13 protein-coding genes are annotated in these 19,982 nt (G+C 68.6%); 6 read left to right on the top strand and 7 right to left on the bottom strand.

Translation table 11 applies throughout. The features are described from left to right. Positions 1–199: 199 nt before the first annotated feature. Entirely contained in the window at positions 200–2,266 is a 2,067-nt protein-coding gene (locus ACLB90_RS15040) for a glycoside hydrolase family 97 protein (RefSeq protein ID WP_411850214.1), read from the top strand. 245 nt (positions 2,267–2,511) lie between these two features. Then, positions 2,512–5,271: a TonB-dependent receptor gene (locus ACLB90_RS15035; RefSeq protein ID WP_411850213.1), complete on the top strand. Its 2,760-nt coding sequence runs from the start codon at positions 2,512–2,514 to the stop codon at positions 5,269–5,271. Positions 5,272–5,757: 486 nt separating this feature from the next. Here the strand turns inward: ACLB90_RS15035 and ACLB90_RS15030 are convergent, their stop codons facing one another. Beyond that, positions 5,758–7,371 (bottom strand): alpha-glucosidase family protein, encoded by a 1,614-nt coding sequence (locus ACLB90_RS15030; protein ID WP_411850212.1) that lies wholly within the window; start codon positions 7,369–7,371, stop codon positions 5,758–5,760. Positions 7,372–7,563: 192 nt separating this feature from the next. Here ACLB90_RS15030 and ACLB90_RS15025 point away from each other — a divergent pair, with 192 nt between their 5' ends. Then, on the top strand, positions 7,564–8,562 hold the full coding sequence (locus ACLB90_RS15025; RefSeq protein WP_411850211.1) for a polyprenyl synthetase family protein: 999 nt from the start codon (positions 7,564–7,566) through the stop codon (positions 8,560–8,562). Between the two features lie 95 nt (positions 8,563–8,657). Here ACLB90_RS15025 and ACLB90_RS15020 read toward each other — a convergent pair whose 3' ends face one another. From ACLB90_RS15020 to ACLB90_RS15005, 4 genes are all read right to left on the bottom strand, one after another. Then, complete coding sequence (locus tag ACLB90_RS15020; RefSeq protein ID WP_411850210.1) at positions 8,658–9,452, bottom strand: dienelactone hydrolase family protein; 795 nt, start codon at positions 9,450–9,452, stop codon at positions 8,658–8,660. 483 nt (positions 9,453–9,935) lie between these two features. Beyond that, positions 9,936–11,345 (bottom strand): UDP-N-acetylmuramoyl-L-alanine--D-glutamate ligase, encoded by a 1,410-nt coding sequence (gene murD / locus ACLB90_RS15015; RefSeq protein ID WP_411850209.1) that lies wholly within the window; start codon positions 11,343–11,345, stop codon positions 9,936–9,938. After that, entirely contained in the window at positions 11,326–12,678 is a 1,353-nt protein-coding gene (gene murL, locus ACLB90_RS15010) for a UDP-N-acetyl-alpha-D-muramoyl-L-alanyl-L-glutamate epimerase (RefSeq protein ID WP_411850208.1), read from the bottom strand. Before murL ends, murD begins: the two co-directional genes overlap by 20 nt. Before the next feature lie 33 nt (positions 12,679–12,711). Continuing rightward, the gene (locus ACLB90_RS15005; protein WP_411850207.1) at positions 12,712–15,315 is read right to left on the bottom strand and encodes a bifunctional aspartate kinase/diaminopimelate decarboxylase; all 2,604 of its coding nucleotides are present in this window, start codon (positions 15,313–15,315) and stop codon (positions 12,712–12,714) included. 190 nt (positions 15,316–15,505) lie between these two features. Between ACLB90_RS15005 and ACLB90_RS15000 the strand changes: the two genes are divergently transcribed. Next, a complete protein-coding gene (locus ACLB90_RS15000; protein ID WP_411850206.1) occupies positions 15,506–16,381 on the top strand; it encodes a PhzF family phenazine biosynthesis protein in 876 nt (291 codons plus the stop codon). A 16-nt stretch (positions 16,382–16,397) separates the two neighbouring features. Here the strand turns inward: ACLB90_RS15000 and ACLB90_RS14995 are convergent, their stop codons facing one another. Next, positions 16,398–18,071 (bottom strand): amidohydrolase, encoded by a 1,674-nt coding sequence (locus ACLB90_RS14995; protein ID WP_411850205.1) that lies wholly within the window; start codon positions 18,069–18,071, stop codon positions 16,398–16,400. 77 nt (positions 18,072–18,148) lie between these two features. Then, entirely contained in the window at positions 18,149–18,583 is a 435-nt protein-coding gene (locus ACLB90_RS14990; protein WP_411850204.1) for an OsmC family protein, read from the bottom strand. Between the two features lie 373 nt (positions 18,584–18,956). On the opposite strand from ACLB90_RS14990, the gene ACLB90_RS14985 reads away from it, so the two are divergent. Together ACLB90_RS14985 and ACLB90_RS14980 are read left to right on the top strand one after the other, a co-directional pair. Continuing rightward, the gene (locus tag ACLB90_RS14985; RefSeq protein ID WP_136006586.1) at positions 18,957–19,355 is read left to right on the top strand and encodes an HU family DNA-binding protein; all 399 of its coding nucleotides are present in this window, start codon (positions 18,957–18,959) and stop codon (positions 19,353–19,355) included. Between the two features lie 282 nt (positions 19,356–19,637). After that, positions 19,638–19,946, top strand: coding sequence for a DUF3861 family protein (locus ACLB90_RS14980; RefSeq protein WP_411850203.1), 309 nt, complete (start codon positions 19,638–19,640; stop codon positions 19,944–19,946). The last annotated feature ends 36 nt before the right edge of the window (positions 19,947–19,982 follow it).

Here is a 19,982-nt window from a genome sequence, read left to right as displayed (position 1 = left end):
CGTTGTGGTTCCACCGCACCGGCTGCCCGGCACGAGGGTCGCGGCCCCCTCCCAGGGTGCCTGTCCTCATGGTAGACGGCACGCCACGGCGCGTGCCTGCCTGCATACGTATTCATGCCGATGCGGCGCACCGGGCCGCCGGAACACCGGAATCGCGTGGCTATAGTCCAGCCTGGTTCCGGCGACCTTGGGAGGGGACATGCCGACGAAACTGCACTCACCGCGCGGCAGACATGCGCGCTTTTACCGGCTGGGCACCGCCCTGTCGCTGCTGCTGGCCACCGCCGCGGCCTGGGCCGCGCCGGTCACCGTGGCCAGCGTGGAATCGCCCGGCAAGGTGCTGCGCGTGTCGCTGCAGCTCGATGGCGGCATGCCGACCTACCGGGTCGAGCGCCTTGGCGAGACGGTGGTGGCCGAGTCCCGGCTTGGCTTCCAGCTGCGCGACGGGCGGCTGGACCGCGACCTGTCCCTGCTCGGCCAGACCACGCGCAGCGCCGACGGACAATGGGAACAGCCGTGGGGCGAACGCCGCATCGTGCGCGACCACTACAACGAAGTGACCGTGCAGCTGGGCGAACGCAGCGGTGCCCGACGTCGCATCGACCTGGTGTTCCGCGTCTACGACGACGGTCTTGGCTTCCGCTACCGCTTCCCCGAGCAGGCGGGCATGCGCGAGGCGATCATCGACGAGGAACTGACCGAGTTCGTCATCGCCCCCGAATCAACCGCGTGGTGGATACCCGCCGGTGAACCGATCCACTACGAATACCTGTACCAGCGCACCCCGCTGGACCAGGTTCCGCTGGTGCATACGCCGATCACGCTGCGCAGCCGCGATGGGCTGCATGTGGCGATCCACGAAGCAGCGCTGGTGGACTATGCCGGCATGTGGCTGCGCCGTACCGACGGCCAGCGCCTGCGTGCGCAGCTGTCGCCGTCGGCCGAAGGCTGGAAGGTGCGCCGCACCCTGCCCTTCGACACCCCGTGGCGCACCCTGCAGATCAGCGACCGCGCCGGCGGCCTGGTCGAGTCCGACCTGATCCTCAATCTCAACGAACCCAATGTGCTGGGCGACGTGAGCTGGGTGAAGCCGTCCAAGTACCTGGGCGTGTGGTGGTCGATGCACCTGGACCACGAGAGCTGGGCTACCGGCCCCAAGCATGCGGCCACCACCGCCAAGACCCGCCGGGTGATCGACTTCGCCGCCGCGCACGGCTTCCGTGGCGTGCTGGTGGAAGGCTGGAATCCCGGCTGGGACGGCAACTGGGTGGGCAACGGCTACGAGTTCGACTTCACCCGGCCAACCGCCGATTTCGACATCGCGGCGCTGGCCGCCTACGGCGCGAAGAAAGGCGTGCACCTGATCGGCCACCACGAGACCGGCTGCGCGATCGAACACTATGAAGACCAGCTCGGTGCCGCGCTGGATCTGTATGCGCGGCTTGGCGTGGATTCGTTCAAGAGTGGCTACGTCTGCGATGACGGCCAGGTGGACCGGCGCAATCCGGCCGGCGGCCCGCTCTGGCGTGAGTGGCACGACGGCCAGTTCATGGCCCGCCACCATCTGAAGGTGGTGCAGGAAGCGGCAAAGCGGCACATCGCAGTCAACCCGCACGAGCCGATCAAGGACACCGGCTTGCGCCGCACCTATCCCAACTGGATTTCCCGCGAGGGCGCGCGTGGCATGGAGTACAACGCCTGGGGCCAGCCCCCCAATCCGCCCGAACACGAGGTCAACCTGGTGTTCACGCGGATGCTGTCCGGGCCGATGGACTACACCCCCGGCAGCCTCAGCCTGAAGGGGCGAGGCGGCCAGGCCATCCCCAGCACGCTGGCGCGACAACTGGCGCTGTACGTGGCGATCTACAGCCCGATCCAGATGGCCGCCGACCTGCCCGAGCACTATGAACAGCACCGCGAAGCGTTCCGCTTCATCGAGGATGTGGCAGTGGACTGGGACGACAGCCGCGTGCTGAACGGCGAGGTCGGCGACTACGTCACCCTGGTGCGCAAGGACCGCCACAGCCGCGACTGGTATCTGGGCAGCATCACCGACGAGCACGGCCGCGTGCTGCCGGTGTCGCTGGGCTTCCTGGAACCGGGCGTGCGCTACCGCGCCGAGATCTACCGCGATGGCGAGGGCGCCGACTACCGCAGCAACCCGTTCGCGTTCAAGCGCGAAACACGCGAGGTGACCAGCGCCGATATGTTGAACATCGTTCTGGCGCCGGGCGGCGGCCAGGCCATTCGTTTCACGCCGTTGTGATCGACAACCGCTGCACCGCGCATCACGCCTGACCGGTAGGGCCGGCCGCTGGCCGGCACTACCCTTCATGACGCATCTGTAACCGCTTACAGCCGCGGAAATCCCATTGAATACGTATGCAGGGTGATTCCCGCAGCGGACGCGCTGCCTACCATAGCCACGCAGTCAACGGCCACCGCGTCGCGACGCTCCCGGGTCCTCCGGGCAAACACAAATCGATTGGCAACATTGCCTGGGAGGGGAAAATGTTGAACCGCAAGCGCAGCGCGCTGAGTCTCGCGCTGGCCGTCGCCCTGACGCCGTTGATGGCGTCGGCGCAGACCGCCGAACCGGACACCACCACACCGAAGACCGCGACCTCGGCCACCAACCTGGACACCGTGCAGGTCACCGGCATCCGCCGCGGCATCGAGAACGCGATCGCGATCAAGCAGGACGCCACCTCGGTGGTCGAGGCGATCTCGGCCGAAGACATCGGCAAGCTGCCAGACGTGAGCATCGCCGAATCGCTGGGCCGCCTGCCCGGCCTGGCCGCCCAGCGCGTGGCCGGCCGTGCCCAGGTGATCAGCGTGCGCGGTCTGTCACCGGACTTCGCCACCACCCTGCTCAACGGGCGCGAGGTGGTCAGCACCGGCGACAACCGCAGCGTCGAGTTCGATCAGTACCCCTCGGAACTGGTCAACGGCGTAGTGGTCTACAAGACCCCCGATGCGGCACTGGTCGGCCAGGGCCTGTCGGGCACCATCGACATGCAGACCGTGCGCCCGCTGAGCTTCGCCGACCGCGTGATCGCCATCAGCGGCCGCTACCAGAAGAGCTCGCTCGGCAAGGCCGCCAATGTGGATGCCTTCGGCAACCGCTTCAGCGTCAGCTACATCGACCAGTTCATGGACAACACCCTGGGCGTGTCGATCGGCTATGCGCACAGCGACAACCCGATCCAGGAGAACCAGGTCGGCCTGTACGAGCCGTGGACCACCGAGCACACCGACAACGGCAACCGCCCTGGCCTCGCCCCTGGCACGATGTTCTCCGACGGCATCAAGGCGCTGCGCCGTACCGGCAACAACACGCGCGACGGCTACATGGCCACCGTGCAGTTCCGCCCGTCCAATGTGTGGACCAGCACGCTCGATGCATTCCATACCGAAGCCGAGCAGATCGACACCGCCAACCAGTTCGAGCTCAACCTCAGCAACTACAACGGCGGCTATACCCCGGGCCTGCTGATCACCAACCCGCAGGTGAGCGCCGATGGTACCTTCACCGGCGGCACCGCTACCGGCGTGTACCCGCTGGTGCGCGGCATGTACAACAAGCGCAAGGACAAGATCGACGCGTTCGGCTGGAACAACGAGCTGAACTTCGACGGCATCAAGGTCGTTGCCGACGTGAACTACTCCAAGGCCACGCGCGACGAACTGAACCTGGAGAACAACCTGCAGCTCACCCCGATGCCGCAGCTGGATTCGGTGGGCGTGGTGGTCAACCCGAACGGCTTCTCGCAGATCCGCCCGGGCCTGGACTACTCCAACCCCGACACCCTGTTCCTGACCAATACCATCTACGGCTCCGGCTACGGCAAGGTGCCGCAGGTGGAAGACCGGTTGAAGGGTGCGCGCCTGCAGGCCACCTTCGCCATGCCCGAGGCACTGGACTGGTTCTCCGACCTGGACGTTGGCGTGAACTACGCCGACCGCCGCAAGGAAAAAACCCAGGCCGAAGGCAACATCCTGCTCGGCGCGCAGGGCGATGCGAACATCGAACGCGACCTGCAGTACGCGCCGGTCAACCTTGGCTTCGCCGGGCTGGGCTACATTCCCGCCTGGAACGTGCCGGGCGCCGTCTCGCGCTACATGACCTTCAATCCGGTCACTAATCTGGACTACCTGATTCCGAAGTCGTGGGTGGTGCAGGAAAAGACCACCACGGCCTGGCTGCGCGCCAACCTCAACACCGACATCGGTGAGGTGGGCGTGCGCGGCAACATCGGCGTGCAGATGATCCGCACCGACCAGAGCTCGCAGTCGAACTACTTCGACCGCTCGCGCCCGGCCGGCCAGGAAGTGCTGCCGATCGACTCCGGCAAGACCTATACCGACTGGCTGCCGAGCTTGAACCTGGTCTTCATGTTCCCGCACCAGCAGACGCTGCGCTTCGCCGCCGCCAAGCAGGTTGCGCGCCCGCGCGTGGACCAGATGCGCGCCGGCCTGGAATTCGGCGTGGACACGGCCACCGGCAAGCCCGGCGGCAGCGGCGGCAACCCGCTGCTGGATCCGTGGCGCGCCAATGCGATCGATCTGTCGTACGAGAAGTACTTCGGCGAGAAGGCCTACGTGGCCGCCGCGGTCTTCTTCAAGGACCTGAAGAGCTACGTCTACACCCAGTCGGTGGATGACTACGACTTCAGCGACCTGCTGGCCAGCTACGTGATTCCGCCGGGCATGACCGCCCCGCTGCTGACCACCGGCACGTTCTCCGCGCCGCAGAATGGCCAGGGCGGAAAGCTGAAGGGCCTGGAGCTGACCGCCTCGTTCCCGCTGGAGATGCTCTCCGACAGCCTGCGCGGCTTCGGCATCCAGGCGGCGGCGACCTTCAACGACAGCGACATCAAGATCGTCGACCCGGAAAGCGCCTCCAGCGTGGGCAGCGATCCGATCAGCCTGCCGGGCCTGTCCGAGCGCGTTTACAACTTCACGGCGTATTTCGAGCGCAATGGCTTCGAGGCACGCGTCAGCCAGCGCCGTCGCTCGGACTTCATCGGCGAGATCGGCAACTTCAACGGCAACCGCACGCTGCGCTACGTGGTGGGCGAGAACGTGACCGATGCGCAGATCAGCTACACCTTCGCCAACAGCAGCAGCCTGCACGGGCTCACCCTGCTGCTGCAGGGAAGCAACCTGACCAACGAGCCGTACCGCACGTATGCCGGCACCAAGGACAAGCCGCTGGAGTACATCGAGTGGGGCCGTACCTACATGCTGGGCGTGAACTACCGGTTCTGATCCCCGCACAACGACGCTGACGGAAACCCGCTGCCCTGGCAGCGGGTTTTCTGTTTTCAGGGACGCAGGATTTCGGTGCGACACTTTGTAGAGCCGAGCTCTGCTCGGCTATCGCGCGCAGCGCGGGATGTTCGATACCGGCACGAAGGGCAGCCGGGCAGAGCCCGGCTCTACGGGCGGCACGTCAGGATGTTCGATGACGGCATGAAGGGCAGCCGGGCAGAGGGCGGCGCGTCTGGATGTTCGATGACGGCACGAAGGACAGCCGGGCAGAGCCCGGCTCTACGGGCGGCGCGTCGGGATGTTCGATGACGGCATGAAGGGCAGCCGGGCAGAGGGCGGCGCGTCGGGATGTTCGATGACGGCACCAAGGGCAGCCGGGCAGAGCCCGGCTCTACGGGGCGTTGGGGGTTTTGATGTCTGCCGGGCCAAAAAAAAAGGGCGGGGCACGTGGCCCCGCCCTCTCAATACCACCGGAAAAACGTGTCAGTCCCTGCGCGCGCAGTACATCGACTGCGCCGGCAGCGTCAGTTCGCCCGCCGCTGCGGTTCCCACGTCCGGGCCGGGCACGTGCAGTGCCTGCCACTGGCCACCCGGCAGCGCCACGCGCACCGGCTCGGCCGACAGATTGAAGGCCAGCAGCAGCGTCTCGCCCGCATGGCGACGCTCGAACATCAGCACCGGCTCGGCCGTTTCCAGGAACGCGATGTCGCCCACCAGCAGGGTCGGCATGGTCCGGCGCCAGGCCAGGAACTGGCGGAATGCGTTGAGCACCGACCCTGGATCGTGGATCTGCACGGCTACCGCCGCTGCCTGATGCTCGGCCGGAATCGGCAGCCACGGTTGGCCGGTGGTGAAGCCGGCCAGCGGCGCATCGATCCACGGCATCGGCGTGCGGCAGCCGTCGCGGCCCTTGAAGTTCGGCCAGAAGGTGATGCCATACGGGTCCTGCAGCGCCTCGAACGGCACGTCGGCCTCGCCCAGCCCCAGCTCTTCGCCCTGGTACAGGCAGATCGACCCGCGCAGCGAGCACAGCAGCGCCACCAGCAGGCGCGCCAGCCGCGGTTGCGCCGGATGCCCGCCCCACCGGGTCACCGCGCGTTCCACGTCGTGGTTGGAGATCGCCCAGCACGGCCACCCCTCGGTCATGGTCGCTTCCAGCCGCGACACGGTGTCGCGGATGTAGCCGGCGCTGAAGTCCTTCACCAGCAGCTCGAAGCTGTAGCCCATGTGCAGGCGACCGGGCGCGGTGTACTCGGCGGTGGTGGCCAGCGAATCCTCGGCGGAGATTTCGCCCAGGCTCACGGTGCCCGGGTACGCGTCGAGCAGGCCGCGCAGGCGCTCGATGAAGACCAGGTTCTCCGGCTGGGTGTTGTTGTAGTGGTGGTACTGGTACGCGTACGGGTTGTCGGCACTGAAGCCGCGCCCCACCCGCTTCTCCAGCGGCTTGGCCGGGTTGTCGCGCAGCTGCGCGTCATGGAAGCAGAAGTTGATCGAGTCCAGGCGGAACCCGTCCACGCCGCGGTCCAGCCAGAACCGCACGTAATCCAGCGTGGCCTGCTGCACTGCCGGGTTGTGGAAGTCCAGGTCCGGCTGGTCGGCCAGGAAGTTGTGCAGGAAATACTGCTCGCGGCGCGGCTCCCACTGCCAGGCCACGCCACCGAAGATCGACATCCAGTTGTTGGGCGGCGTGCCGTCCTCGCGCGGGTCGGCCCACACGTACCAGTCGGCCTTGGGGTTGGTGCGGTCCTGGCGGCTCTCGCGGAACCAGGCATGCTCGATCGAGGTATGGCTGAACACCTGGTCGATCATCACCTTCAGGCCCAGCGCATGCGCCTTGGCCAGCAGGCGGTCGAAGTCGGCCAGGGTGCCGAACAACGGGTCCACGTCGCGGTGGTCGGCGATGTCGTAGCCGAAGTCGGCCATCGGCGAGGTGAAGAACGGGGAGATCCAGATCGCGTCCACGCCCAGCGCGGCCACGTAGTCCAGCCGCTCGATGATGCCGGGCAGGTCGCCCACCCCGTCGCCGTTGGCATCGAGGAAGCTGCGCGGGTAGATCTGATAGATGACGGCGCCGCGCCACCAGGGAATCTGCAACATGTAAGGGCCCCCTCCGGGCTTCCAGGGCACCCGATCCGGGGGCCAGAACATACCCGCCAAGCTTAGCGGCGGCCCTGCCGGGATGGCGCTGCATGCATACGTATTCACGCCGTCGGCCGCCCCGGGCGGTCTTCGCAGGCGGAAGACGGCCGCAACGCCTATAATTCGCTGTACGCCTGAAAGTCAGACCGCATGACCATCACCGAAGACACCCGCCCCGCGCTGGGCCTGCCCCAGATCCAGTCGCTTGCCGCGCCCGACATGGCCGCCGTCGATGCCCTGATTCGCCGCCGACTGTCTTCGGATGTCGTCCTGATCAACCAGATCGCCGACCACATCATCTCCGCCGGTGGCAAGCGCCTGCGCCCGATGCTGGTCATGCTGGCCGGCCACGCGGTCGGCCAGGCCGGTCCGGAGCACCACCAGCTGGCGGCCATCATCGAGTTCATCCACACCTCGACCCTGCTGCACGACGACGTGGTGGACGAATCCAGCCTGCGCCGTGGCCGCAGCACTGCCAATGCCCTCTGGGGCAATGCGCCGAGCGTGCTGGTGGGCGACTTCCTGTACTCGCGCAGCTTCCAGCTGATGGTGGAACTGGACCGCATGCCGGTCATGCGGATCCTGGCCGACACCACCAACCGCATCGCCGAGGGCGAGGTGCTGCAGCTGCTGCACGTCCACAACCCGGACACCGACGAAGCGGCCTACCTGCGCGTGATCGAGCGCAAGACCGCGGTGCTGTTCGCCGCCGGCACCCGCCTGGGCGCACTGGCCAGCGGCGTCGACGAGGCCACCCAGCAGGCGCTGTACGACTACGGCATGCACCTGGGCTACGCCTTCCAGATCGCCGACGACGTGCTCGATTACTCGGCCAATGCCGATGAGCTGGGCAAGAACCTGGGCGACGACCTCGCCGAAGGCAAGGCGACCCTGCCGCTGATCCATGCGATGGCGCATTCCGATGCGACCACCCGCGAGCGCCTGCGCGAGATCGTGCAGAACGGCGACGCCGAGGCGATGCCGGAGGTGCTGGCCGCCATCCACGCCACCGGCGGGCTCGAGTACAGCCGCCGCCGTGCCGAAGAATATGCCGACGCCGCCGAGCGCGCGCTCGACGGCCTGGCCGACAACGATGCCGTTGCCGCCCTGCGCGGCCTGGCCCGCTACGCGGTACAGCGCTCGCATTGAGGCACGGTGTGCCGACCAAAACGGTCGGCACACCACCCCGCCGGTAGAGCCGACCGCTGGTCGGCTGCACCTACGTCGCGCCGGCCGGTCCTCCCTCAGCGGCGCTCGAAGCGCTCCTCGAAGAACTCATCCAGCGCCTTCCACGCACGCTTGGCGGCGCGCGGGTTGTACAGGCAGCCCGGGGGACTGTTGGCATCGGACTCGGCGAAGCAGTGCACCGCACCGCTGTAGTTGGTGAACTCCCAGTCGACCTTGGCCGCGTTCATCTCCTGCTCGAAGCTGGCGATGTCTTCCTTGGTCACGCCCTTGTCGTCGGCGCCGTTGAGCACCAGCACCGACGGATGCGTGCCACCGGCCTTGGCTGGCAACGGCGACCCCAACCCACCGTGCAGGCTGACCACACCGGCCAACGGGGCGCCTGCGCGCGCCATCTCCAGCACCGTGGTACCACCGAAACAGAAGCCGACCGCACCGATCCGTGCCGCATCCAGCGGTGCCTTGCCCGCCTGCGCCTTGAGCACCTCGATCGCCTTCAACGCGCGTGCGCGCAGCACCGGGCGGTCGTTGCGGAGTTTCGTCGCGACCGGTCCGGCCTCGGCGTCGGTCTTCGGGCGCACACCTTTGCCGTACACATCGGCAACCAGCACCACGTAGTCATCGCCGGCCAGCTGCTTGGCCTTGGCGATCGCCGAGTCGTTGACGCCCTTCCAGTTGGGCACCATCACCAGGCCAGGCCGCGTGTCAGACTCGCTGTCGTCGTAGACCAGCACGCCGCTGAAGGTGGTGCCATCCAGAGTCCACTCCACCGGCTGGGTCTTCATCGCCGCCATCGCCGGCAGCGCCGCCATGCCCAGCAGCATCGCCGCGCCCCACTGCCATCGCCTGTTCATTCGCCTGCTCCTCGGGAAAGAACCCCGACTATACGGTGCCCCCCGCAACGCCCCGTAGAGCCGGGCTCTGCCCGGCTGTGGCGCGATGTGGCGCGCGGGGGATGCGCCTGTAGAGCCGGGCTCCGCCCGGCTATCGCGCGAAGCGCGGGATTGCGGTTTCTGATCGGAGAGCAGCCGGGCAGAGCCCGGCTCTACGAGGGGAGCGGGGAATGCACCTGTAGAGCCGGGCTCTGCCCGGCTGTCGCGCGCAGCGCGGGGGATTGCGGTTTCTGATCGGAGAGCAGCCGGGCAGAGCCCGGCTCTACGAGGGGAGCGGGGATGCGCCTGTAGAGCCGGGCTCTGCCCGGCTATCGCGCGCAGCGCGGGGGTGTGCGGTTTCTGATCGGAGAGCAGCCGGGCAGAGCCCGGCTCTACGAGGGGAGCGGAGATGCGCCTGTAGAGCCGGGCTCTGCCCGGCTATCGCGCGCAGCGCGGGGGTGCGGTTCAGGCGATGCCGATGCCCGGGATCGCGGTGATCTGGTCCGGGTCGAACCCGGCCAGTTCGGCGAAGTGGCGGCCACGGGCGACGTAGTCGCGGTACACGCCATAGCTGGGTGCGCCCGGCGACATCAGTACCACCCCGCCCTGCCCGCCCAGTGCGGCCCGGGCCAGGCGCATCGCCTCGGCCAGGTCGGTGGCCGCGTGCAGGCCGAACCGCCCCTGCGCTGCCAGCGGCTGCAGCAGGTCGTGGATGCGCGGCCCATTGGCCCCCATCGTCACGATCTCCACCGGTGGCACGTCATCGGCCATGTGCTGGACGAAGTCGTGCCAGTCCAGGCCACGATCATGGCCGCCGACCAGCAGCGCGATGCGGCGCCCGGCAAAACATTCCAGCGCCGCCAGGCTCGCATGCGGCGTGGTGCTGATGGAGTCGTTGACGAAGGTGACACCCTCGCGGCTGCCCACGGTCTGCAGCCGGTTGGGCAGCGGCCGGAATGCCTGCACCGACGGCGCCAGCGCCACGGCATCCAGCCCCAGCGCCTCCACGGCGGCCAGCACCGCGCACAGGTTGCCGCGGTTGTGGCGGCCCGGCAGCGGCGTGCTGCTGGTGTCGAACACCGCCTGCCCGGCCCGATGGACCACATCGCCGCGCATGTGCCAGCCCTGCGGCTGGTTGAACCACACCACCTCGCTGTCGGGTAGCGACAACGCAGCCAGGTGCGGATCGGCGGCGTTGAGCACCGCGATGCGCGGCGCAGCCTCGGTGACCAGCCGCAGCTTGTCCTGGATGTAACGCGCTTCGCTGCCGTGCCAGTCCAGATGCTCGGGGAACAGGTTCAGTACCACCGCCACCTGCGGGTGCGCACCGCTGCGCGCCACTTCACCGGTCTGGTAGCTGGACAGCTCCACCGCCCAGTACTGCGGCGCCGGCTGCGGGTCGAGCACTTCCAGCAGTGGCAGGCCGATGTTGCCCACCAGCGCGGTCGGCGCGCCGGAGGCACGCAGCAGATGCGCCAGCAGCGAGGTCGTGGTGCTCTTGCCCTTGGTGCCGGTCACGCACACGGTGTCGCGCACGGTGCCATCGGCATCGGCGTGTTCGGCAAACCACAGCGAGGTGCCGCCGATGAACTGCGTACCACGCGCGGCGGCGGCCTGGGCGGCCTCGCCATACGGGCTGATCCCCGGCGATTTGATCACCAGCTCGAACGCGGCCAGCGCGTCGCCACTGACATCCGAACGCACCTGCAGCGCGCCGTGGGTTTCCTCACGGGCTGCAGCGGCTTCGGCCTCGGGGCAGAACAGGGTCAGCGGCAGCGAGGGCAGCCGCTGCTGCAGCACGCCGAATGCCGCACGGCCTTCGCGCCCCCAGCCCCACAACGCGACCCGCTTGCCCTCAAGCTGCGAAATTCGCACGCAGGCGCTCCCAGATCGCCGCCGGAATCCGATGCTCGCCTTCCAGCACCAGCAGCGGCTCGACGTGCAGCTCGCCTGCGTCCAGGTGCGGCTGGATCTCATGGATGAAACGCTTCACGAGTGCGTCTTCGCTCCATTCCGGTCGTGCGGCCAGGGTTGCCATCGCCGCACGCGACTCGCGGCCTTCGCCGACGCATTCGAACGGCTTGTGGTCCTGGAATTCCAGCAGCGCATCGAAGCCGCCGGCCTGGTCGACATCGTCCAGCAGGTTGCGGCCGAAGATGTTCACCAGGCGCGGCTTGGGCATGAACGGCGCCAGCGCCAGGAACACGAAATGGCACTTCGGGCACACCCCGCACCAGCGGTTGACCGGCCGTTCGCCGAGGATGTGGAAGTTGCGGTTGCAGCTGGAGAAGTGCGCGTCGTAGAAGTCGCTCTTGGCGAACTGACGCGCCACCGCCAGCTCCGACAGCGGCCGCAGCAGCGAGTAATAGTGGAGGTCGGCGGCGATGTGCGCTTCCACATGCTCGCCAAAGGCCTGCTCGAACGCCCAGCCCTTGGACCACTGGTGGTTGACCTCGCCGGTGCCCGGAATCTGGCTGCCATAGCTGGCCGAGCGCTCGTTGGAGAACACCACCTGGTCCACGCCCTGCAGCAGCGCGGCCAGCACCATGATCATCGAGTTCACCGCGGTGACCGGGATATGCCCGTTCCACGCGCCCTGGCGGTTCAGTTCGAACAGCTCCGGGGCCAGCGTGCGGCCGATGTTGAGGATCGGCAGGCCGGTCCGTTCGGCGCAGGCGCGGATCAGCTGCGAACCGCCGATCCACGTCACCGTCTCGGCGATGCCCAGCGTGCGCAGGGCCTCGATGCTGACCAGCGAATCCTTGCCGCCGCCGATGGCGACCAGGGCGTGCTCACGCAGGCCCAGCGCCGGTGCGGCAACCGCCTCGCCCTCCACCGGCAGGCGGAAACGCCCGCGCAGGTTCAGGCCGTTGCGGTAGGCGAACTCGCCCAGACCGTTGAGGTAGACCGTTTCCACCAGCGCGGCGGTGGCCGCGTCGATGGCATAGCTGTCGATGCGTACCTGGTCCGGCACGCCGGCCTTGTAATAGCTGACGCCGGCGATCAGGTGCAGCAGGCGCAGTGCGTGCTGCACGGCGTCGGCGCGGGCGCCGTCGAGCACGAACGGGGCGCCCGGAATGGTCACCGTCTCGATCAGCTCGGGGCCGTCGTCGAAGGCGTAGACCAGCTGCGCCACGCCCGTATCCGCTGCGAAATCGCAGCGGACGAAGCGGAAAACGGCAACCTGGTGTTTATCGAAAGCAGTCATGGTGTATCCGGTTCAGAGGGCGGCAGGCGGCGATCAAGGCACGTCATCGATGACGTCCTCGCGCGGCAGCTCGCGCTGGTTGTAGGTGTTGGCCATGACGTAACCGTAGGCGCCGGCATCGGCGATCAGCATCACATCGTCCGGGGCAGTCGACACCGGCAGGCGGCGGCGCTTGCCGAACACGTCGCTGGACTCGCAGATCGGGCCGACCACGTCGAAGGCGGCCTCCGCGTAGCCCCCGAGCCGGCTGAGGTTGTCGATGTCGTGCCAGGCGTCGTACAGCGCCGGGCGCATCAGAGTGTTCATGCCCGCATCCAGGCCCACGCGACGCACGCCGTCCTTCTCCACCACCTGGGTGGCGCGGGTCAGCAGCACGCCGGATTCGGCCACCAGGTAGCGGCCGGGTTCGATCGCCAGGCGGAACGCCGGGTGCACCGCCTTGACCTCGGCCAGGCCAACCGCCCACGCGTCCAGGTCGAACGGCTCGTCGTCGGCGCTGTACGGAATCGGCAGCCCGCCGCCGATGTCGATCGTTTCGATGCTGCCGATGCGGCGCGCGAAACCGGCCAGTTCATCGCACATCAGGCGCCAGTGCTGGGCGGTTTCCACGCCGCTGCCCAGGTGCGCGTGCAGGCCGACCACGCGGGTGCCCAGCTCGGTGGCCAGGCGCACGAATTCGTCCACGCGCGCGATCGGCAGGCCGAACTTGGAGTCCTTGCCGCCGGTGCGCACCTTGGCGTGGTGGCCTTCGCCACGGCCCAGGTCCACGCGCAGCCACAGCTCGCGGTTGCTGAACAGCTCCGGCCAGCGCTGCAGCGCTTCCACATTGTCCAGGGTGACCGTCACGCCGAGCGCGAAGGCGGCCTCGTACTCGGTACGCGGCGCGAAGCTCGGGGTGAACAGCACGCGACGGGGCGACAGCGCAGGCAGCGTATTGAAGACATGCTTGAGCTCGCCGTGCGACACGCACTCCAGGCCGAAGCCTTCCTGCTCCAGCAGCGTCAGGATGGCCGGGTGCGAGTTGGCCTTGATCGCGTAGTAGCGCTGGTCGATGGCCTTGATCGCGGTCAGCGCGCGCGCACGCGCACGCACCGTGGGCAGGTTGTACACGTAGCGCGGCGTGCCGGCCTGGGCCAGCGTCAGCAGGTGCTCGCGCTGCCCGCGCCACCAGGCGGTTTCGCGCGCGCGGACGGTGCCGGCGATCTCGCGCCAGCGTGGGCCGAACACCTCGCCCTCCTCCACCGGCATCGCGCCGCTGTCGATCAGCTCGGCGTGCAGGATCGGCAGCAGGCCATCGGCGTCGGACTCGTCGATCACGAAGGTCAGGTTGAGGTCGTTGGACGACTGCGAAATCATGTGCACGCGCTCGCGGCCGAACGTGGCCCACACGTCCGACAGCTTGTGCAGCAGCGAGCGCATGCCGCGCCCGACCAGCGTGATCGCCGCGCACGGCACGATCACCTTGACCTTGCAGATCTGCGACAGGTCCGCCGACAGCGCGGCCAGCACGTCGGTGTTGACCAGGTTTTCGGAGGGGTCCAGCGACACGGTGACGTTGGTCTCGGCCGAACCGATCAGGTCCACCGACAACCCGTGCTTCTTGAACAGGCCGAACACATCGGCCAGGAAGCCGACCTGCTGCCACATGCCGATGCCTTCCATCGACACCAGCACGATGCCGTTGCGGCGGCTGATCGCCTTCACGCCCGGCACCGGCGCGGCATTGCCGTCGATGCTGGTGCCCGGCAGTTCGGGGCGTTCGGTATCCAGGATCGCCATCGGCACGCCGGCATCGCGGCACGGCTTGATCGAGCGCGGATGCAGCACCTTGGCGCCGGTGGTGGCGATTTCCTGGGCTTCGTAATAGTCCAGGCGGGTCAGCAGGCGCGCATCGGGCACGTCCTTCGGATTGGCGCTGAACATGCCCGGCACATCGGTCCAGATTTCCACGCGGCTGGCGCCAAGCAGCGCACCGAAGTACGCCGCCGAGGTATCCGAGCCGCCGCGGCCGAGGATGGCGGTACCGCCGTCGGCATGCCGCGAAATGAAGCCCTGGGTGATCAGCATGCGGGTGGGCTGTGCATGGAAGCGCGCGGCCCAGGCAGCATCGGCACGCCACTGGCAGTTCACCGACAGGCGCTGCGACCACTCGCTCTGGTTGGGCTGCGGCGGCAGGGCATCAAGCCACTCGCGCGCATCCATCCAGCCGAAATCCAGGCCGCTGGCGCGCAGGTAGGCCGCGCCCACCGTGGACGACAGCAGCTCGCCCTGGCCCAGCACATCGGCCTGCCAGTCCAGCGGACGCGACGCCGCACGCGGATCGTCGAGCAGCCCGGCCAGCGCGGCCAGGCGCACGTCGAGCGCGCCGGCATCCAGCGACAGTTCGACCAGGAACTCGCGGTGGCGGGCCACCAGCGCGTCCACGCGGGCGCGGCTGTCGGCGGCGCCATCGGCGATCGCGGTCAGTTCGTTGGTCACCCCGGACAGCGCCGAGACCACCACCAGCACGCGCGAGCCGGTTTCTTCCGCACGTTTTTTCGCCAGCTTCCCGATCGTGTCCCAGCGGTGACGACGCGACACGGAGGTGCCGCCGAACTTCAGTACGATCCAATGATCGACAAGGGGGGAAGCTGACATGGAGGTAATGGGGAAGTCGTAGTGAGGGGGATTCGCCCGGCACGCCGGGCCGAACCCCCGATTCTATGCCAAGCCCGGGCCGTGCAGGGCCGGCGTGCGGCAGCCCTGACGCATTCATGCCCGGCCCGGCGCCGTCGGCCCGGCGCAGGTTGGTAAGCTGCCCACCCCTTTGCCCCGGCCCGCCGCCTCGATGACCACCCGCCGTTTCCTGCAGTTGGACGTATTTTCCCCCTATCCCGGTGCCGGCAATCCGCTGGCCGTGGTGCTCGACGCCGAAGGCCTGGACGATGTGGCCATGCAGGCCATCGCCCGCTGGACGCGGCTGCCGGAGACCACCTTCGTGTTCGCCCCGCAGGCGCCGGGCGCCAGCTACGGCATCCGCATGTTCAGCCCGCAGAAGGAAGTGCCGTTCGCCGGCCACCCCAGCGTGGGCACCGCGCACGCCGTGCTCGAGGCCGGCCTGGCCGCGCCGGTGGACGGCGTGCTGGTGCAGGACGGCATCGCCGGCGCCTTGCCGCTGCGCGTGGACGGCAGCGGCGCCCAGCGCACCATCGCCATCCGCACACCGCGCGCGCAGGTGGCCGAAGTGACCGTGGCAGACGACCCGCGCCTGCGGACCGCGCTGGCCGGTTGGGCGCTGGGCGCACTGCCGCCGGCCCGCATGGACGGCGGGCGCAGCTGGTGGGTGGTGGAACTGGCCGACGAAGCGCACCTGCGTGCCCTCGCCCCGGACTGGGACGCGATCGCCGCGCTGGCCGAATCGACCGGCAGCATGGGCGTGTTCGCCTATGCGCGCAGCCAGGATCCGGCGCACGACCTGGCGGTGCGCGCCTTCGTCGGCAACGGACGCCGCTTCGAGGATGCCGCCTCGGGCGCGGCCAACGCGGTGCTCGCGGCGTGGCTGGACAGCCGTGGCGCGCTGCCACGCGACGAACCGCGCTATGTGGTCAGCCAGGGCCGCGAAGTGGGCCACGATGCGCGGCTGAGCCTGCACATTGATGCCGCGGGCGATGTCTGGTCCGGCGGCCAGGTGCAGACCGTCATCCGCGGCACGCTGGACTGGTAATCGCAGGGGCGGCGCGTCAGCGCGCCGCCTCGTATACCGGCGTGCCGCCTACCCAGGTGGCTCGCACCTGCAGGTCGGCCAGCTGCGCCGCCGGCACCTGCAGCGGATCGCGGTCGAACACCACGAAGTCGGCCTGCAGCCCCGGCTGCAGGCGGCCGACGCGATCCTCATCGCGGCCGGCGAACGCCGCATCGGCGGTGAACCCGCGCAGCGCTTCCGCCGCGCTCAACCGCTGGTCCGGCTGCCAGCCGCCCGGCGGCTGGCCGGCACGGTCCTGCCGCGTCACGGCGGCATACAACCCCAACCGCGGATCGACCTGCTCCACCGGGAAGTCCGACCCCAGCGCCAGCGGCACGCCCGCAGCCAGCATGCGCCGCCAGGCGTACGCACCCAGGATGCGCTGCGGTCCCACCCGGTCCTGCGCCCAGCCCATGTCCGACGTCGCATGGGTGGGCTGCATCGAGGCGATCACCTTCAACTGCGCGAACCGCGGAATGTCCTCCAGCGCCACCACCTGGGCATGCTCCACACGCCAGCGGTGATCGCCGCCGCTGCGCTCGCCCAGCACCCGCGCGTAGGTATCGAGCACGATGCGGTTGCCTCGGTCGCCGATCGCGTGCGTGGCCACCTGCACGCCGCAACCATCGGCCTTGCGCGCGGCCGTTTCGAAATCGGCCGGCGACGTCACCAGCAGGCCGCGGTTGTGCGGATCATCGCTGTAGTCGGCCAGCAGCGCAGCACCGCGGCTGCCCAGTGCGCCGTCCATGAACAGCTTCACGCCGCGCATCTCCAGGCGTCCGCCGGGATGCCGGTAGGGCCCCTGCGCGCACAGATCGTCCAGTGCCTCGCCATTGCCGTCGGCATAGGCGTCGATGCGCAACGGCAGGCGACCGGCGTCGGCGAAGCGGCGCATCAGCGCCAGGTCTTCGCGCGAGACGCCCATGTCGTGCACGCCGGTGAGTCCCTGGCGTACCGCCGCATCCAGCGCGCGCGACAGCATCTGCTCGCGCGCGGCGGTGCTGGGCGCGGGAATCGCGGCCCGCATCAGCCCCATCGCCTCATCGACAAACACACCGGTCGGGCGGCCTGCCGCATCGCGCTCGATGCGCCCGCCCGCCGGCTGCCAGCGCCCCTGCAGCGCGCGCTGCCCTGGCACTGCCGCCAGCGCACGCAGCGCCGCGCTGTTGCCCCAGCCGGCGTGGCCATCCACGCGACCCAGCCACACCGGTCGGTCCGGGAACGCAGCATCCAGGTCGGCGGCGGTGGGGAAACGGGCATCGGCCCACCGGTTCTGGTCCCAGCCGTTGCCCAGCAGCCAACCGTCCGGATTGTCCGCGGCGAAACGCTGCAGCCGCGCAACGACGTCCGCACGGCTGCCCGCACCGGTCAGGTCGGCCTGCATCAGCGTCTGCCCGAGGTACATCAGGTGCGCGTGCGCGTCGATCAGCCCCGGCACCACCGTGACGTCGCCCAGGTCGGTAAGCGGCGCCAGCGGATACAGCGTCAACAGCGCCTGGCGATCGCCAACCGCCAGCACCCGCCCATCGGCCGTATCCCAGGCCAGCGCGGTGGCCACCGGCGTATCCGCCGCGCCGGTGCGGATGGTGGCGGCCGTGATCAGCCGGACATCGGCCTGCGCCGGGGTGGCGCAGAGACAGGACAGCAGGACAGCCAGAAGGCGATGGCGCACGCGAAGCTCCCGCAGAAAGAAACAGGGGCGACTATGCCGCCCCTGTGGAGATCGCTCAATCCGCGCTGCGGCATGGCTCAACCGGCCAGTTCGGCCTCCAGCGTGATCGGCACCGCGCTGAGCGCCTTGGACACCGGACAGTTCTGCTTGGCGTCGTCGGCGATGGCACGGAACTGCGCCGCATCGATCTTCGGCACCACCGCCTTGACCTTCAAGGTGATCTGCGACAACTGCGGGCCGCCTTCCATCGACAGATCGACCTTGGCCTCGGTATCCAGCGACGTCGGCACGAACCCGGCCTCGGTCAGCTTGGCCGACAGCGCCATCGTGAAGCAGCCGGCGTGCGCGGCGGCGATCAGTTCCTCCGGATTGGTGCCCTTCTCGTCGCCGAAGCGGCTGCTGAAGGCGTAGCGGGTGTGGTCCATGAGCCCACTCTGCGGGGTGCTCAATTGTCCCTTGCCTGTCTTGAGGTCACCTTCCCAGTGCGCGGTAGCGTGTCGCGAAATGCCCATCGTGAGTCTCCTTCGGGATGAATGGCAGGACCAGCCTAGACCGGGGGGCGTTAGCGTGGCGTCGGGTCGGAGGTGGCGCGGCCCACGGCGCACCCCGGCGGACCGCACGCGCCGCGTTTTCAACGCGCGGAGGCTGTTTTCAAGGGATTTTCCACATGCACACACTGCGCCAACCGCCAGCATCGGCAAGCCGGGGGTACGCACAGCCCCGTGTTTTCAGGGCATGTGCTGATGCACTGCGGTAACCGGAACGGCGAAAAACGCGATTTTTATGCATCTGCCTATTGGCGGCGCCCCCGTGTTGCCCTACATTTCGCTTGCCGACGGGGTTCGGCGCGACCACACCACCAACCGTTCACGAGAACAGGACACCATGGCAAAGACCGCTAAAAAGGCTGCCCCGAAGAAGGCAGTGAAGAAAGTCGCTACGAAGGCAGCCGCGAAGCCGGCCGCTCCCAAGCCGATCAAGGAAGTGCTGAGCAAGTCTGGTCTGGTTGCACACATCGTCGAAGCGTCCGGCGTCGTCGCCAAGGACGTGCGCGCTGTGCTGGCCTCGCTGGAAGGTGCCGTGGCCGCTTCGGTCCACAAGAAGGGCGCAGGCAGCTTCACCCTGCCGGGCCTGCTGAAGATCACCACCGTCAACGTGCCGGCCAAGCCGAAGCGCAAGGGCATCAACCCGTTCACCAAGGAAGAGCAGTGGTTCGCCGCCAAGCCGGCCTCCACCAAGCTGAAGGTGCGTCCGCTCAAGAAGCTCAAGGACGCTGCGCTGTAATCAGCGCGCTTCCTGCAGCACCCGGACGGGACGGCCACGGCCGTCCCGTCTTTTTTCTGGGCGCCGGCGCTCGCCCGCCAACCGCGCCCGCCTTCAGCGCAACACAGCGTTGCCGTAGCGTCCGGGCATGCCTGCAATGCGCGCAAACCCTGCGCCGGCGGCGCTGCACGGCGCACCGCCTGCCGCTGGAACGCACAAGGTGGAACACTGCGTGCGACCGCCCCTGTCGCCGATCCCGGGCGCGCGCCCTATGGTGGGCCTGTCCCCACCGTGCAGGCAGCCATGTCTACCTCCTCCCAGCGTTACCGCATTACCGTTACCCCGATCGAAAAAGACGGGTTGCAGTGCAGTGGACGCTGCACCATCGAGCTGGAGCACCGGGCGCAACGCGACTGGATGCGCCTGCTGGAAGTGGCCAAGCGCCATACCGGACTGAGCGGCGATGAGCGCGCCGCAGCCATCGTGGCCACCCAGCTGCTGCGCGACCTGGCCCAGCGCCACGCCGCCGAGCCGACGCACGCCCTGACCGTGCTGCAGCCGCAGCTGGACGAGGTGCTTGGCGCGCTGGACGCCATCCAGGGCGCACCCTGACCGACGCCGCCGGCTACACTCGCCCCATTCCCGGGG

Origin of the sequence: Stenotrophomonas sp. LGBM10 (assembly GCF_046736075.1) — a bacterium.
In the GTDB taxonomy this organism is placed as follows: Bacteria; Pseudomonadota; Gammaproteobacteria; order Xanthomonadales; family Xanthomonadaceae; genus Stenotrophomonas.
The sequence above is the reverse complement of the archived record's forward strand: the minus strand, read 5'-3'. Positions and strand labels throughout refer to the sequence as shown.

Excerpts from the sequence above, each read along its gene's own strand:
- ACLB90_RS15000 (WP_411850206.1), top strand. The coding sequence starts at position 15,506 with ATGACCACCCGCCGTTTCCTGCAGTTGGACGTATTTTCCCCCTATCCC.
- ACLB90_RS15035 (WP_411850213.1), top strand. The coding sequence starts at position 2,512 with ATGTTGAACCGCAAGCGCAGCGCGCTGAGTCTCGCGCTGGCCGTCGCC.
- ACLB90_RS15020 (WP_411850210.1), bottom strand. The coding sequence starts at position 9,452 with ATGAACAGGCGATGGCAGTGGGGCGCGGCGATGCTGCTGGGCATGGCG.
- ACLB90_RS15005 (WP_411850207.1), bottom strand. The coding sequence starts at position 15,315 with ATGTCAGCTTCCCCCCTTGTCGATCATTGGATCGTACTGAAGTTCGGC.
- ACLB90_RS15030 (WP_411850212.1), bottom strand. The coding sequence starts at position 7,371 with ATGTTGCAGATTCCCTGGTGGCGCGGCGCCGTCATCTATCAGATCTAC.
- murL (WP_411850208.1), bottom strand. The coding sequence starts at position 12,678 with ATGACTGCTTTCGATAAACACCAGGTTGCCGTTTTCCGCTTCGTCCGC.
- ACLB90_RS14980 (WP_411850203.1), top strand. The coding sequence starts at position 19,638 with ATGTCTACCTCCTCCCAGCGTTACCGCATTACCGTTACCCCGATCGAA.
- ACLB90_RS15025 (WP_411850211.1), top strand. The coding sequence starts at position 7,564 with ATGACCATCACCGAAGACACCCGCCCCGCGCTGGGCCTGCCCCAGATC.
- ACLB90_RS15040 (WP_411850214.1), top strand. The coding sequence starts at position 200 with ATGCCGACGAAACTGCACTCACCGCGCGGCAGACATGCGCGCTTTTAC.
- ACLB90_RS14990 (WP_411850204.1), bottom strand. The coding sequence starts at position 18,583 with ATGGGCATTTCGCGACACGCTACCGCGCACTGGGAAGGTGACCTCAAG.
- ACLB90_RS14985 (WP_136006586.1), top strand. The coding sequence starts at position 18,957 with ATGGCAAAGACCGCTAAAAAGGCTGCCCCGAAGAAGGCAGTGAAGAAA.